Raw genomic sequence first — 13715 nt, 5'->3', positions numbered from 1 at the left:
ACCCTGCTTTTTTGTAGTGCGCATTTGTCGGCATTTCGCCACGAAAGTGTCAGAAATGGTGAAATGTTCTGGTGAACTGACGCGCTATCCATTAACTTGAATCTAAGAAATATTTCAACGAACCAATGTAATTTCCATAGGGAAATTGCACTGAATCATCGGTTTTTCAGCATTGTTTCATATTCGAGTCTTACTATTGAGAAACAATATTTTAGAGTTTCGATTCTATTGGGAAACATTTTCAGCAGATAAAATGAAATCACTTTCAAGGAGATAGTATGAAGTTGAAACCTGTAGTCGCTATGTTAGCGATGTCTGTGGTGACCTCTGGCGCCTGGGCAGACGAAAATTCGAATTTCACCCTGAGTGGTTTCGGTACCGCTGCGTTGACACGTAGCAATTCTGACGACGCCGAGTTTGCGCGTCTGGGTCAATTGGCCGGGGTAAAAACTTCTGCAAAGACCGGCGTGGACTCTAACTTTGGTTTGCAGGCAACCTACAAAGCCAATGACTGGATTTCTTTGACTGCTCAAGGCTTGGTCAGCAAGCATATCACTGACGAATACGGCGCAGAACTCACCTGGGCATTCGCCAGATTCAAGGCTAGCGACAAGCTGAATATCCGCGTAGGTCGTATGGGCTTGCCGGTCTATATGATTTCTGACTATCTGAACGTCGGTTATTCCAATACCTTCCTGCGTCCACCCGTCGAAATGTACAGCCAGGTGAATCTGCAAACTGTGGATGGCGTGGATGCGATTTACCAGACGGATTTTGGTGATACCACCCTGACCAGCCAGTTCGCTTTGGGCAAATCGGAATCTAAAGGAACAGCAAATAGTTACACTGCAAAGTTCAGCCAGGTTGCAGGTATCAATCTGGTGCTGGAAAACGGACCATTTACCGTGCGTTTCGGCCATATCACGACTAAATTCAGTGTCGAAGATTCGGCTTCTCTGAATGCGGTGCTGGGTGGTCTGGAAAAATTCGGTTTCACTTCTGCTGCGAATGATCTGCGCCTGAAAGATAACAAAGCCTCGTTCACTTCGCTGGGCCTGGGCGTGAACTGGAAAAACATCATCGTCCAGTCTGAATACGGCGTGCGTAAATCGGAAAGCCGCAGCCTGCCGGATACCACATCCTGGTACACACTGCTTGGTTACCGCTACGGTGCGTTCACGCCTTACTATGTCCATTCTGAAGTGAAACAGGATACTCCTCGCACGATGGCAGGCTTACCAACGACAGGCCCTCTGGCGGCATTGACAGCGGGTGCAAACAACTTTGCTTCCCTGACTGCGGTGCAGTCCAGTAACAGCATCGGTCTGCGCTGGGATTTCCATAAAGCTGCGGCCTTGAAAGTACAGTACGACCGTCTGACTCCAAAAGATGGAGCCGGTACCTTTGTCAATCCTAAGCCAGGCTTTACAGGTCCGGTGAATGTGATTGCAGCAGGTATCGACTTCGTATTCTGAGGAGGCAATGATGAAATCTATCTTGAATAAAACGACTGTTGCCTTAGCTCTCATTGTAGCTGCTGGCATGGTACAGGCCGGTGAAATCGTGGTGATTGTGAATCCTGCAAATCCTGCGACTTCGATGACTGCGACCCAGGCTTCCCAGTTTTTTCTGGGCAAATCGGCCATGTTTACACCAGTTGATCAATCTGAAAGTTCAGCTATACGCGCAGAATTTTATAAAAAAGTTTGCGATAAAGATCTGGCAGAAGTGAAGGGTATCTGGTCTAAGCTGGTGTTTACCGGTAAAGCCGCCGCCCCGAAAGAGTACAGCTCTAACGCTGAGGTGAAAAAAGCAATTGCTGCGAATCCGACCGGTATTGGTTACATTGATAAGTCAGCGGTCGATTCTACGGTCAAAGTCATTACGACCTTGCAGTAATCGATTTGTGCCAATCCGGCTGTGTCTGTCAGCGCAGCCGGCTTCATATACAGAAGGAAAGTCAAACCCGTTTTGCTTTCCTTTTTGTATTTTCACGGAACAGCACCTAAGCTGGAGGAAGCTGTGGCTTGTTAAGCGATGAATTGTCTGTTTTTTCGTCGTTTATCATGTAAAGATCTGATTTATCCGTTTTAAGCAATCTTGATGGCCTTACTTTTTTGGGGAATACCATGAAGTTGTTTTACGATCTGCGCATTGCATCCAAACTCTATGCCGGTTTTTTTTCCTTACTGCTGCTCACAGGCATACTCGGCGTATTTTCTATCTTCCAATTGTCTGCAGTAAATCAGACCACCGTTGACTTGGGTGGGAACTGGATGCCTAGCGTGAATGCGGCTATGGGCGTCAAAGAGCGCATGTCACGCTTGAGAACCCAGGAAATGCAGATCGTGTTATCAGCGGGTGATAATAAAAATGTCGAGAAATATAAAAAGCGCTTTGATGAATATTCCGCCGAACTGCACAACTATGAAAACGCTTATGAAAAACTGATTACCGTCGAAGCCGAGCGTAAGCTGTTCGCGGAATATAAGCAGAAGTGGAGTCAGTATCTGCTCGAAAATGCGAAGCTGGTCGACTTGTCCATACAAAATGACAGAGATGCCGCGCTGGCTGTACTGAGAGGCAGCTCTTCAACCCTGAATGCCGACATCCTCGCCTTAGCCGATAAGATGGTTAAACTGAATGTAGAAGGTGGCCAGGCGTCTTACGATGACAGTGCGCGTATCTATCAATCGTCGCGCAACTGGATATTGGCGGCGATGGCAGTCAGTGCAGCCATTGGCATCAGCCTGGCTTACTGGATCGCCAAGATAGTTTCTACACCCTTACAACATGCGGTGAAGCTGGCAAAAACGGTGGCAGCGGGTGATCTGACCAGCCGTATAGAGAGCCACTCCAAAGATGAAACAGGACAATTGCTGGATGCCTTGAAAGAGATGAATGCCAGCCTGTGCACGGTGGTGAGTCAGGTAAGAGCCGGCACCGATACCATCGCCATTGCGTCGTCAGAGATCGCGACAGGCAATATGGATTTATCTTCACGGACCGAGAGCCAGGCTGGCTCGCTGGAAGAAACTGCTTCTTCGATGGAAGAACTGACCTCGACGGTGAAACACAATCATGACAATGCGCGCCAGGCCAGCCAGCTTGCGCATTCTGCCAGTGAAGTGGCGCAGCGTGGTGGCAAAGTAGTGTCTGATGTGGTCTCCACCATGGATTCCATCAATACGTCTTCCAAGCAGATCGTGGATATTATTTCTGTAATCGATGGGATTGCTTTTCAGACCAATATTCTGGCCCTGAATGCAGCTGTCGAAGCTGCGCGTGCCGGAGAACAGGGGCGTGGCTTCGCCGTGGTGGCTTCCGAGGTACGTAGTCTGGCGCAACGTTCAGCCGATGCAGCGCGTCAGATCAAATCTCTTATCACCAGTTCCGTCGAACAGGTGGAACAAGGCAACCGGCTGGTCAGCGACGCAGGTAAGACCATGCAGGAAGTGGTCGACAGCGTGCGGCGCGTGAGTGACATCATCAGTGAAATTACCGCGGCCAGCAGCGAACAGAGTGCCGGTATCGAGCAGGTCAATACAGCCGTCATACATATCGACCAAATGACGCAGGAAAATGCAGCACTGGTCGAACAGGCTGCCGCAGCGGCCAGTTCTTTGCAAGAACAGGCTGCGAATTTAAGCAAAGTTGTCAGCGTGTTCAGATTGGACCCGACAGAGCGCCAGTTGTCCGCTGCGGTGCTCAGCCGATAGCAATCGCCTTACCGTTACCCGGATATTCCGGGCGCGATTCCGAACAATATGTGGGGTGCAAAATGAAGTTTTTTAAAAATCTCAAAATCAGTGCCAAGCTACTGACAGGCTTTATCGCACTGTTGGTCTTGACGGCTTCGATTGGCGTTTTTGCCATCTATGAATTGGCGCGCGTCAATCAGTCGGCTACTGATCTCGGCACTAACTGGATGCCCAGTGTTAAAGCTGCCATGGGCGTGAAAGAACGCTTGTCACGCCTGCGCGCTCAAGAGGCACAGATGGTGTTTGCCGAAAATCCGGAAGAGGTGACGAAATATATCAAACGCTCAAAAGAAGCGATCACCGGCTTGAAGGAAAATGAGCAGGATTACAGTCGTTTGATCAGTGAAGCAGAAGAGCGCAAAGCATTTGAGGAATACAGCAAACTGGCAGCGGAATATCTGGCGATCTCCGAGAAGATGATGAATCTGGCCTCTGCCGGCAATGGGGCAGAAGCAGTGACAATATTGCGCGGTGAGTCGTCAAAAACCAACGCAAAATTGCGTGATCAGGTCGATAAACTGGTTGAATTGAATTCCAATGGCGGGATCAAAGCCTACAAAGACAGTATTGCTGTTTATGAGCGCTCACGCGTGCTGATACTGATTGCGCTGGCTGTCAGCATCGTGATTGGTCTGATGTTGGCATTTTGGATTGCGGGGATCGTGTCGCGTCCGCTCGGCTATGCGGTACAGGTGGCACAAACGGTGGCAGCCGGTGACCTGACCAGTCAGATTGAAGTGCGCAGCAATGATGAAACCGGTTTGCTGCTGGATGCCTTACGTGAGATGAATGAGAGCCTCAAAAAAGTAGTGACAGAAGTGCGCCATGGCACTGACGAAATCAGTCATGCCGCATCTGAAATTGCCCATGGCAATATGGATTTGTCTAACCGTACTGAATCCCAGGCCAGCTCACTGGAAGAAACAGCGTCGTCGATGGAAGAAATTACGTCCACCATCCAGCACAATGCGGACAATGCCCGTCAGGCCAATCAGTTATCCCATTCTGCATCGGAAGTGGCACAGCGTGGCGGTCAGGTGGTGTCTGAAGTGGTACATACCATGGGATCAATCAATGAATCGTCCAAGAAAATCGTCGATATCATTGCAGTGATTGATGGTATCGCATTCCAGACCAATATCCTGGCCCTGAATGCTGCAGTCGAAGCCGCGCGTGCGGGCGAGCAGGGTCGTGGTTTTGCCGTAGTTGCTTCTGAGGTTCGTAATCTGGCACAGCGGTCTGCGAACGCGGCCAAAGAAATCAAGGAACTGATTAATGACTCGGTCGAAAAAGTCGAGCAGGGTACGCGTTTAGTCGATCAGGCCGGTAGCACCATGAGCGAAGTGGTCGATAGTGTGAAGCGGGTCAGTGACATTATCAGTGAGATTACTGCCGCAGGCCTGGAACAAAGCGCCGGTATCTCCCAGATTAATGATGCCGTGTCTAACATGGATACTCTGACTCAGCAAAATGCGGCACTGGTTGAGGAAGCAGCTGCATCCGCTGCTGAACTCAATGAACAGACCAATCGCCTGAGTGCGGTGGTCAGTGTGTTTAAGCTGGATGCGTACAGCGCACCAGCCGCTTCCCGGCCTGTGGTTGCTGCAGCCAAGCCAGCGTTCAAGTCAGCCCCTAAGTCCAGCAACAAAGCAGCACAGACCAAGTCTTTACCACGTCCTGCCGCAGTGGTGCGTAAGCCTGCACAAGCCAAACAAGGTGCAGCTGCATCGGCGAATCAAAATGAGGATGGTTGGGAAGAATTCTGATCTTGCAGTTTAAGTAAGCATAAAAAATGGCAGAGTTAACTCTGCCATTTTTGTGGGGTCTACGATGAGGCTTGCTTAGTTCAGCTCGCCCTGACGCACGATAGTGCGCGAAATCAGGCCGTATTCTTTGGCTTCTTCTGCACTCATCCAGTAATCGCGGTCGATGTCATTGGTGACGCGTTCCAAAGACTGGCCGGATTCGCGTGCGATCAGTGCAGAAATGCGTTCCCGTACTTTGACGATTTCACGCGCCTGTATCGCGATATCAGTGGCCTGACCACCGCAACCACCGCTAGGCTGATGGATCAGGAAGCGGGTATTTGGCAAGCAGACGCGGCGTTCTTTTGGTACCGACAGGAACACGCTGACTGCGGCGCTGCCGACCCAGCCAGTGCCGACCATATTGACCGGTACATCGATGAATTTCACCATATCATGGATCACATCGCCGGATTCCACATGACCACCCGGGGAAGACACTAACATGGTGATAGGATCTTTGGATTCTGCGGCCAGTGCGATCAGACGTTTGCTGACTTCTGCCGCCAGTTTATCGTTGATGGTGCCAAACACCAGTACGGTGCGGGACTGGAAGGCTTTTTCTTCGAGGAAGCTGCTGCGTTGCGCTTCGTTAGATTCTTTGTCGTCTGCCATATTATTGCGCTTTCTAGTTGAATTCAGAGGATAAATATGAGGGTTCAGGCGGATTTTTTCAAGTAGCTCTCTGCCAGCCTGACCCAATAGGTTGCGCCGACAGGCAGCAATGCATCATTAAAGTCGTAGCTTGGATTATGCAGATTGCATGGGCCTAAGCCATGACCGGCATCGCGGTGTGATCCTTCGCCATTCCCGAGGAAGACATAGCAACCGGGTTTGGCTTGCAGCATAAATGCAAAATCCTCGGCACCCATGGTGGGTTCAGTATGGGCATCGACTTTATCTGCACCCACCACAGCGCGCATCACCTCAGTCGCAAACGCCGTTTCCGCTGCGTGGTTAATCAGCGGCGGATAATTGCGTTTAAAGCTGAATTCGACTTCCGCGTCAAAGGCGGCAGCCGTATGTTGAGCGATGGTCTGCATGCGTCGTTCGATCAGGTCGATCATCTCTGTACTGAAGGCGCGTACGGTGCCGATTAGCGTCGCCTCATCCGGTATCACATTGGTCGCGCTGCCGGAGTGAATCTGCGTCACTGACAACACCGCCGATTCCAAAGGGCTGGCATTGCGGCTGACGATGGTTTGCCAGCTCTGCGCAATCTGTATCGCGGTCATGATTGGGTCTATGCTCTTATGCGGTTGCGCCGCATGCGCACCTTTGCCGCGTACCGTCACATAAAATTCATTGGAAGACGCCATCATAGGGCCAGGCGTGACGGCAAAATGACCACTCGCAATGCCGGGCCAGTTATGCATGCCGAACACCGCCTCCATAGGATATTGCTCGAACAAGCCATCCTGCATCATGGCTCGCGCCCCACCACCGCCTTCTTCGGCTGGCTGAAAAATTAAATACACAGTGCCGTCAAAGTCGCGGTGCTGCGCCAGATATTTAGCCGCCCCCAATAACATTGCGGTATGACCGTCATGGCCGCAGGCATGCATTTTCCCTGCATGGCGTGAGGTATGGGCAAAGGTATTGAGCTCTTGCATGGGCAAGGCATCCATGTCGGCACGCAGGCCAATTGCACGCGGGCTGTCACCATTGCGGATGATGCCCAGCACCCCGGTTTTACCCAGTCCGCGGACTACCGGTATGCCCCATTGCGTGAGCTGATTCGCCACGACTTCAGCAGTCCGGTGTTCTTCATAGCAGAGTTCCGGATGCGCGTGGATGTCGCGCCGTATTTCTTGTATCTCTGATTGAAATTGCAGTATAGGATCGATCAGTTTCATGTTGTCTCCTTCACAGCGCACCCAGGCTTCGTGAAAATGCACGGTCTGACCGGTCGGAACGATGCCAGTCAGTGCGTCATGGAGGTGGCTGATTTGATATGGGGTCTACGATACCAGATTCTCTGACTACCTACATGCCTAGATGCAAGAGTAGACAGGGATCTGGTGCAGTTCGTGTTATGGACTTGGGTGATGACGGGTATACGAATAATAAAGCAGACAGTTATGCTGCACTGCCATATAGTTACACCTGTCTCCTCCAACACCTCCTAAGGTTTGGATTTAGCCCGCAAGCGTCTCGCTCGCGGGCTTTTTTTTGCTCTTTTTTTGAATCCGCTGAGACCGTAGAGATATCGCTATTTAGACTCGGTTGTCATTGATTTCTGTGTCAATCGGATAAATTGGTAGAATAATTTCTTTGTGGAAATGAAAAGTATTTTTATTATGCTGACGCCGTTGAGTGCTGGGTGTCGGTGGATATTCGATTTGTGAATGTTTGATATGCGAAAAATTCAGTTGGTGAATTTGGTGCGCTGCGATATAGTTACACCTGTCTCCTCCAACACCTCCTAAGGTTTGGATTTTAGCCCGCCACTAGCGGGCTATTTTTTTATCTGTACGCTATTCAGCGTGCATGACTATGCAGCCTCCAGCTTGCACTTCTCTCTTACCTATACTGAGCTGAACCAGCCGCGAAGCCCTATGCGTTGGCACTCAGCACTGCTTTTCAGTTTTGCTACTGGCGATGTAGCGTCAATCAGACTGTACAGGTGTTTTTAGCTCAAATTGAAGTGAAGTCACGATACTAAACTGATGCAGAACGGCACCAACAATTCCTTTACTATCCTGTCCTCACATCGTCACTCAGAATGCGCCGAGACCAGTGTCATGGTGAATTCACTTTGTGCACTGCACGGATACAGGAAAATCTCAGGTATAAGTATGGCGAATAGCTGGTATACGAATAATAAAGCAGACAGTTATGCTGCGCTGCCATATAGTTACACCTGTCTCCTCCAACACCTCCTAAGGTTTGGATTTTAGCCCGCAGCTAGCGGGCTATTTTTTTATCTGTCGCTGGATTTGTGATTGTCTGGCTTCGTATCTGCAGACCTACACGTATCAATCAAGAAGTCAGCAGCCAGCCGCCATCCAAGGTAATTTCATCGCAATTACTGCCCTGACCTATCCTGTCCATCACCAGGAAATCGCTGACGCTGTTTAGTGCGATCAAGGGATGGTGCCAGGTGCCTTTGCCATAATTCACGCCTTGCCAGCCGCGAGCGATAAAAGCGCGCATTTGCTGAGGGTCGAATTCGCCTGCAGGTGCAACCACGATCAGATAGGTGTGCTCAGGGTCTGTGCTCAGCGGTACAAAGGCCTGACTGCCGAGCGGATGGCGTTCCATGATTTCGATGGCTAGCGGCAGGCTGCGCGGTTGGGCGCGGAACAGGCTCAGTATGGTTTGTCCGCCTTCGTTTTGGGTATCGGCACAGGCGAGCGCATGATAGCGTTCGGTCGTGCCCTGGTTGATCGGATAATGGCGCGCACCTTCCAGCATAATGACTTCGCCAAAAGGGGCAAAGGCAGTGCGGCTCAGGGGTTCGGGGATGAGTTGTGGCATCGCGGGCTCCGCTTCATTCTGGTAGCGGGCAGCAGCGCAATTGCTACGTTGCTGCCCGCTGTGCAGTTGGTGTTATTCAGCCTTGAGTTGGGCCAGTTTGCCGAGCAGGCGCAAGCGTGAAACGCCGCCATCCGGGAAAATATTCAGACGTATGTGGGTGATCACCCCGGGTGACTGCACTTCACTGCTGTAGACATGCTGATGATCCATGTGCAGTTTTTGCGGAGCCAGCAATTCCGGCCAGAACATAGACTGGGTGATCAACGAAGTTTCTGTACCACCTTGCATGGCGGCGGCCTGGATAGAGCAGCGATCCGGGTAGTTACCTTTGAAATGGCAGGTATCGACCTCTATCTGTTCAATCACGCCAGGATGCGCGAGTGCGATGATGCACCAGTCATTGCCAGGCTCGCGACGGCGCCGGGTTTCCCAGCCATCGCCCATATTGACGCCGCGGCCAGGCATCAGCAGATTGGAGGCGAGTCCGAAATGCTGATTATTGCTGGCCACTACATAACCGCCATTTTCCATCGCGATCAGATCATACAGCGCATTTGGATCTGCCGCCGACCAGTTATTGTCCGGTTGCGCATACACGCGCAGACGCGCGACGCCGCCATCCGGATAGATATTGAGGCGGATGTGGCTGTAAGTCTGCTCTGCATCGATTGCATGATAGTGGTGGCTGTTGCCTTGCAAATTCACCGAGGGCAAAACCTCGTGCCACACCGTGTTGGCATCCGGCTCACCATCGGTCACCAGGCAAGCCTGCAGGGAGGCGGCGGGTGGATAATTGCCGGTAAAGTGGCTGGTGTCGATGTCCACCCCTTTGAGTATGCCGGGACGTGCCAGCCGCACCACACACCAGTCATAGCCATTGACGCGTTTGCGACGGGACTCCCAGCCATCCATCCATTTGCCATTGGTATCGTATTTGCCGGGGATGAAGACAGCTGGTTCCGGGTTTAGCATGCGCGCCATTTCGGCGAAAAAATCATCGCTGCAACTCAGGGCGCGCGCACCCAGACGCGCATCAGCCAGATTCGGGTAGCGACGGGAAAATTCCGGTGCGTTCGGGTCCAGGGTAATAATAGCCATCAGAAATTCCTTAAGGTTGCGTTGCAGGCCGCTGCTCTGCCCAATGGGCAATCAGCGCACGTTCTTGTTCAGTGATTTGAGTGAGATTGCCGAGCGGCATCAGTTTTTGCTGTGCCACCTGCTGGTAAATCAGTTGCGCTTTGGCTTGTATCTGTTCCGGCGTTTCCAGCAGCAAGCCTTTGGCTGGGCTGTCCATCATAGTTGGATGGCTGGAATGACATTGCACGCAGCGCGCCTGAATCACGCCCTGCACCTGAGCCAGCGTGACCGCAGCTGCCCCCGTAGCTGCCCCATTTTCTGTCGTGGCCGTAGCCGGTGCGCTGACTGGACGCGGTGCTATCCAGGCCGCATTCGCTGCCAGCAGCGCGATGGCGATCAGCGGATAAGCCAGCTGATTTTTTCCTTTGTGGCGCAGGATAAAATACTGACGCACCAGTACGCCAGCCAGCATGATCACGACTAATACCAGCCAGTTGTGCTGTGCGCTGTAAGTCATGCTGTAATGATTCGACAGCATGGCGAATAACACTGGCAAGGTGAAGTAGGTATTGTGCACACTGCGCTGTTTGCCTCGTTGTCCGTGTACCGGATCGACAGGGTCACCGGCGCGCATGGCGGCAACCACTTTGCGCTGGCCGGGAATAATCCAGAAAAACACATTAGCGCTCATGATGCTGGCCATCATGGCACCGATGATCAGAAATGCAGCGCGCCCCGAAAACAGATGGCAGGCGCTCCAGGCTGCCAGCACCACCAGTGCCACGATCAGTATCGACAGTAATTGCTCTTTTTTCCCTAGCAAACGGCATAGCGCGTCATACACCAGCCAACCCACCACCAGAAAAGCGAAGGCCGCCGTGATGGCCAGTGCCGGGCTCAGTTGCGCCACCGCAGGATCGATCAGATAGCTACGCGCATTGAAGATATAGACCAGCAGGAACAGCGAAAAACCGGATAACCAGGTGCTGTACGATTCCCAGTAAAACCAGTGCAGCTGCTCCGGCAGACGCGGTGGCGCGCCCAGATATTTTTGCGGATTATAAAAACCACCGCCATGCACGGCCCACAATTCACCGCCCACGCCTTTGTCTTTCAGTTGCGGATCGAGTGGTGCGGTCAGATGATTATCCAGCCACACAAAATAAAACGAAGAGCCTATCCATGCAATCGCAACGATGACATGCAGCCAGCGCAGCAAGAGATTGGCCCAATCTAACAAATATGCTTCCATGAAACGTCCTTAAGGGTCGGGGCGTGCAGCCTGAGGGCTCAGCTGCCGCGATAGGTCGAGTAAGACCAGGGCGTGCAGACCAGAGGCACGTGGTAATGCGCGTTGGCGTCGGCAATCGCAAAGCGCAGCGTGACGATGTTCAGAAAAGCCGGTTCCGGCAAGTCCGTGCCCAGCGCGGCAAAATAACTGCCGATATCAAAGTCCAGTTCATAGGTGCCGCTTTCCATCATGTCCGCTTCCAGCAAGGGCTGGTCACAACGTCCGTCGGCATTAGTGAGGCGGCTGCAGATCAGCGTCCTGCCCTCTGCATGCGGGCGGTATAAGTGCACAGCTATGCCGCGTCCGGGTTTGCCATGGGCGGTATCGAGCACATGCGTGGTCAGCCGTCCGGTGTGTGATCCCATATGCTTCCTTCCTGAAATGTGGTGAGTCACCAGCCTGCCACTTTGCTGAATGCTGAATGATGATGCGGCGGCATATCTGGTTGATCTTTGAGAAATTGTCGACAATCTTAAACTTTTGAATTTAAGCATGTCAAACAAAACCCTTAAATACAGCGGTTTGGCGGGCTTTTACCACAGGGTTTGAAATTTATCAGGTCAGAGTATATTAAAATTGTCGACAATCGTGCTTAAATAAGCACAAATTCTGATGTTGAAAATTATGTCTGCTACTAAACCTATCTCCAGGCTCAGCGTCGTCACTGAAAGCGGCAACGACAAAGAACAACGTATGTATCGCGATATCTATGACGCCATCATGGATCATCGCCTGCCTGCACGTACCAAACTCACAGAGCAATCTCTGAGCCAGATTTATGACATGGCCAGACATGGCGTGCGCAAGGTGCTGGGCCAGCTCGCGCATGATGGACTGGTCGATCTGGAGCCCAACCGTGGTGCATTTATTGCGAGTCCGGGTGAAAAAGAAGCGCAGGATATGTTCGAGTTGCGTCAGTCACTGGAGCAACTGGCGCTGGAAAAAGCCTTGCAACATGCCTCACCTGAGGCTATCCGGCCATTGCGGCAGATGGTGGAGCGCGAGCGCCTGGCCTATGAGCAGGGCGATCGCCCGCTCTGGATACGCTTATCGGCCGACTTCCATATCGAGCTGGCGCGCTTGTCAGGCAATGATTTGCTGGTCGATATGCTGCGCCGCCTGGTCTCACGTACGACCTTGCTGATTTCCAGCCAGGAAGTGCCAGCTACCCGTCCCTGCTCTTTCGACGAACATTTGCGGGTCGTGGAAGCACTGGAGAAAAAAGATAAAAAAACTGCCCTGTCAGAAATGGCACAACATTTGCATCAATGCGCATGTCGTACCCCGAAAAATGCTGGCAAGGGTTTTGATCTGAAAGCCGCACTGAAACCCCGGAAAATCCAGAAATGAAGACTACCGTCACTTACCCACGTGATCTGATCGGCTATGGCCGCGATGTCCCGCATGCTAACTGGCCGGGACAGGCCAGAATCGCCGTGCAGTTTGTCCTGAATTACGAAGAAGGTGGCGAAAACTGTGTGCTGCATGGCGATGCCGCTTCAGAGCAGTTTTTGTCGGAAATCGTTGGCGCTGCTGCGTATGAAGCACGTCATATGTCGATGGAGTCGATCTATGAATACGGCTCACGTGCAGGGGTCTGGCGCATTTTGCGTGAATTTGAAAAGCGTCAGTTGCCGCTGACCGTGTTTGGTGTCGCCATGGCCTTGCAGCGCCATCCGGAACTGACTCAGGCGTTTGCTGAACTCGGCCATGAAATCGCCTGCCATGGTTTGCGCTGGATACATTATCAGCACATGGATGACACCACCGAGCGCGTCCATATGCAGCAAGCGGTGGAGATACTGCGTGAGCTGACCGGCCAGGCGCCGCTGGGCTGGTACACCGGACGCGATTCGCCGAATACGCGCAGGCTGGTGGTGGAACATGGCGGTTTTGCTTACGATGCCGATTATTACGGTGATGATTTACCATTCTGGACCGAGGTCGAAACCAGCCAGGGCGAGCGCAAAGCGCATTTGGTGGTGCCGTATACGCTGGACAGCAATGACATGCGCTTTGCCACACCGCAGGGCTTCAATACCGGAGATCATTTTTTCCAGTATTTGAAAGACAGTTTTGATGTGTTGTACGCGGAAGGTGATCCGGCGGGTGACAATGCGCCCAAAATGCTGTCTGTCGGTATGCATTGCCGTTTATTAGGCAGACCCGGCCGTTTCCGTGCCTTGCAACGTTTCCTCGACTATGTGCAGGCGCATGAGCAAGTCTGGATTTGCCGCCGTATCGATATCGCGCAACACTGGATGCAGCAGCATCCGTATTCGTCTGACAAAGGTAAGTAAG

12 protein-coding genes are annotated in these 13715 nt (G+C 52.1%); 6 read left to right on the top strand and 6 right to left on the bottom strand.

What is annotated here, in order from left to right; all coding sequences use genetic code 11:
* Positions 1 to 278 precede the first annotated feature (278 nt).
* From H8K47_RS00600 to H8K47_RS00585, 4 genes are all read left to right on the top strand, one after another.
* The gene (locus tag H8K47_RS00600) at positions 279 to 1475 is read left to right on the top strand and encodes a hypothetical protein (protein ID WP_186879494.1); all 1197 of its coding nucleotides are present in this window, start codon (positions 279 to 281) and stop codon (positions 1473 to 1475) included.
* Between the two features lie 10 nt (positions 1476 to 1485).
* On the top strand, positions 1486 to 1899 hold the full coding sequence (locus H8K47_RS00595; protein WP_408057813.1) for a type 2 periplasmic-binding domain-containing protein: 414 nt from the start codon (positions 1486 to 1488) through the stop codon (positions 1897 to 1899).
* Positions 1900 to 2129: 230 nt separating this feature from the next.
* Entirely contained in the window at positions 2130 to 3719 is a 1590-nt protein-coding gene (locus H8K47_RS18570; protein ID WP_186879493.1) for a methyl-accepting chemotaxis protein, read from the top strand.
* Between the two features lie 62 nt (positions 3720 to 3781).
* Positions 3782 to 5527 (top strand): methyl-accepting chemotaxis protein, encoded by a 1746-nt coding sequence (locus H8K47_RS00585; RefSeq protein WP_186879492.1) that lies wholly within the window; start codon positions 3782 to 3784, stop codon positions 5525 to 5527.
* Positions 5528 to 5602: 75 nt separating this feature from the next.
* Here H8K47_RS00585 and H8K47_RS00580 read toward each other — a convergent pair whose 3' ends face one another.
* The 6 genes from H8K47_RS00580 to uraH form a co-directional block, all read right to left on the bottom strand.
* Positions 5603 to 6181, bottom strand: coding sequence for an ATP-dependent Clp protease proteolytic subunit (locus tag H8K47_RS00580; protein WP_186879491.1), 579 nt, complete (start codon positions 6179 to 6181; stop codon positions 5603 to 5605).
* A 44-nt stretch (positions 6182 to 6225) separates the two neighbouring features.
* Positions 6226 to 7422, bottom strand: a complete 1197-nt coding sequence (locus H8K47_RS00575; protein WP_186879490.1) for a M20 aminoacylase family protein — start codon at positions 7420 to 7422, stop codon at positions 6226 to 6228.
* A gap of 1126 nt (positions 7423 to 8548) precedes the next feature.
* Positions 8549 to 9046, bottom strand: a complete 498-nt coding sequence (locus H8K47_RS00570) for an ureidoglycolate lyase (RefSeq protein ID WP_186879489.1) — start codon at positions 9044 to 9046, stop codon at positions 8549 to 8551.
* Positions 9047 to 9118: 72 nt separating this feature from the next.
* A complete protein-coding gene (gene alc / locus H8K47_RS00565) occupies positions 9119 to 10144 on the bottom strand; it encodes an allantoicase (protein ID WP_186879488.1) in 1026 nt (341 codons plus the stop codon).
* 10 nt (positions 10145 to 10154) lie between these two features.
* Positions 10155 to 11375, bottom strand: coding sequence for a urate hydroxylase PuuD (locus H8K47_RS00560; protein ID WP_186879487.1), 1221 nt, complete (start codon positions 11373 to 11375; stop codon positions 10155 to 10157).
* A gap of 38 nt (positions 11376 to 11413) precedes the next feature.
* Positions 11414 to 11779, bottom strand: a complete 366-nt coding sequence (gene uraH, locus H8K47_RS00555; RefSeq protein ID WP_186879486.1) for a hydroxyisourate hydrolase — start codon at positions 11777 to 11779, stop codon at positions 11414 to 11416.
* A 259-nt stretch (positions 11780 to 12038) separates the two neighbouring features.
* Between uraH and H8K47_RS00550 the strand changes: the two genes are divergently transcribed.
* Together H8K47_RS00550 and puuE are read left to right on the top strand one after the other, a co-directional pair.
* Entirely contained in the window at positions 12039 to 12764 is a 726-nt protein-coding gene (locus H8K47_RS00550) for a GntR family transcriptional regulator (RefSeq protein WP_230410125.1), read from the top strand.
* Entirely contained in the window at positions 12761 to 13714 is a 954-nt protein-coding gene (gene puuE / locus H8K47_RS00545; protein WP_186879484.1) for an allantoinase PuuE, read from the top strand. The genes H8K47_RS00550 and puuE overlap by 4 nt, the downstream gene beginning before the upstream one ends.
* Position 13715: the final 1 nt, after the last annotated feature.

This window comes from Cognatundibacterium rugosum (genome assembly GCF_014284365.1).
Classification (GTDB): Bacteria; Pseudomonadota; Gammaproteobacteria; order Burkholderiales; family Burkholderiaceae_D; genus Undibacterium; species Undibacterium rugosum.
The sequence above is the reverse complement of the archived record's forward strand: the minus strand, read 5'-3'. Positions and strand labels throughout refer to the sequence as shown.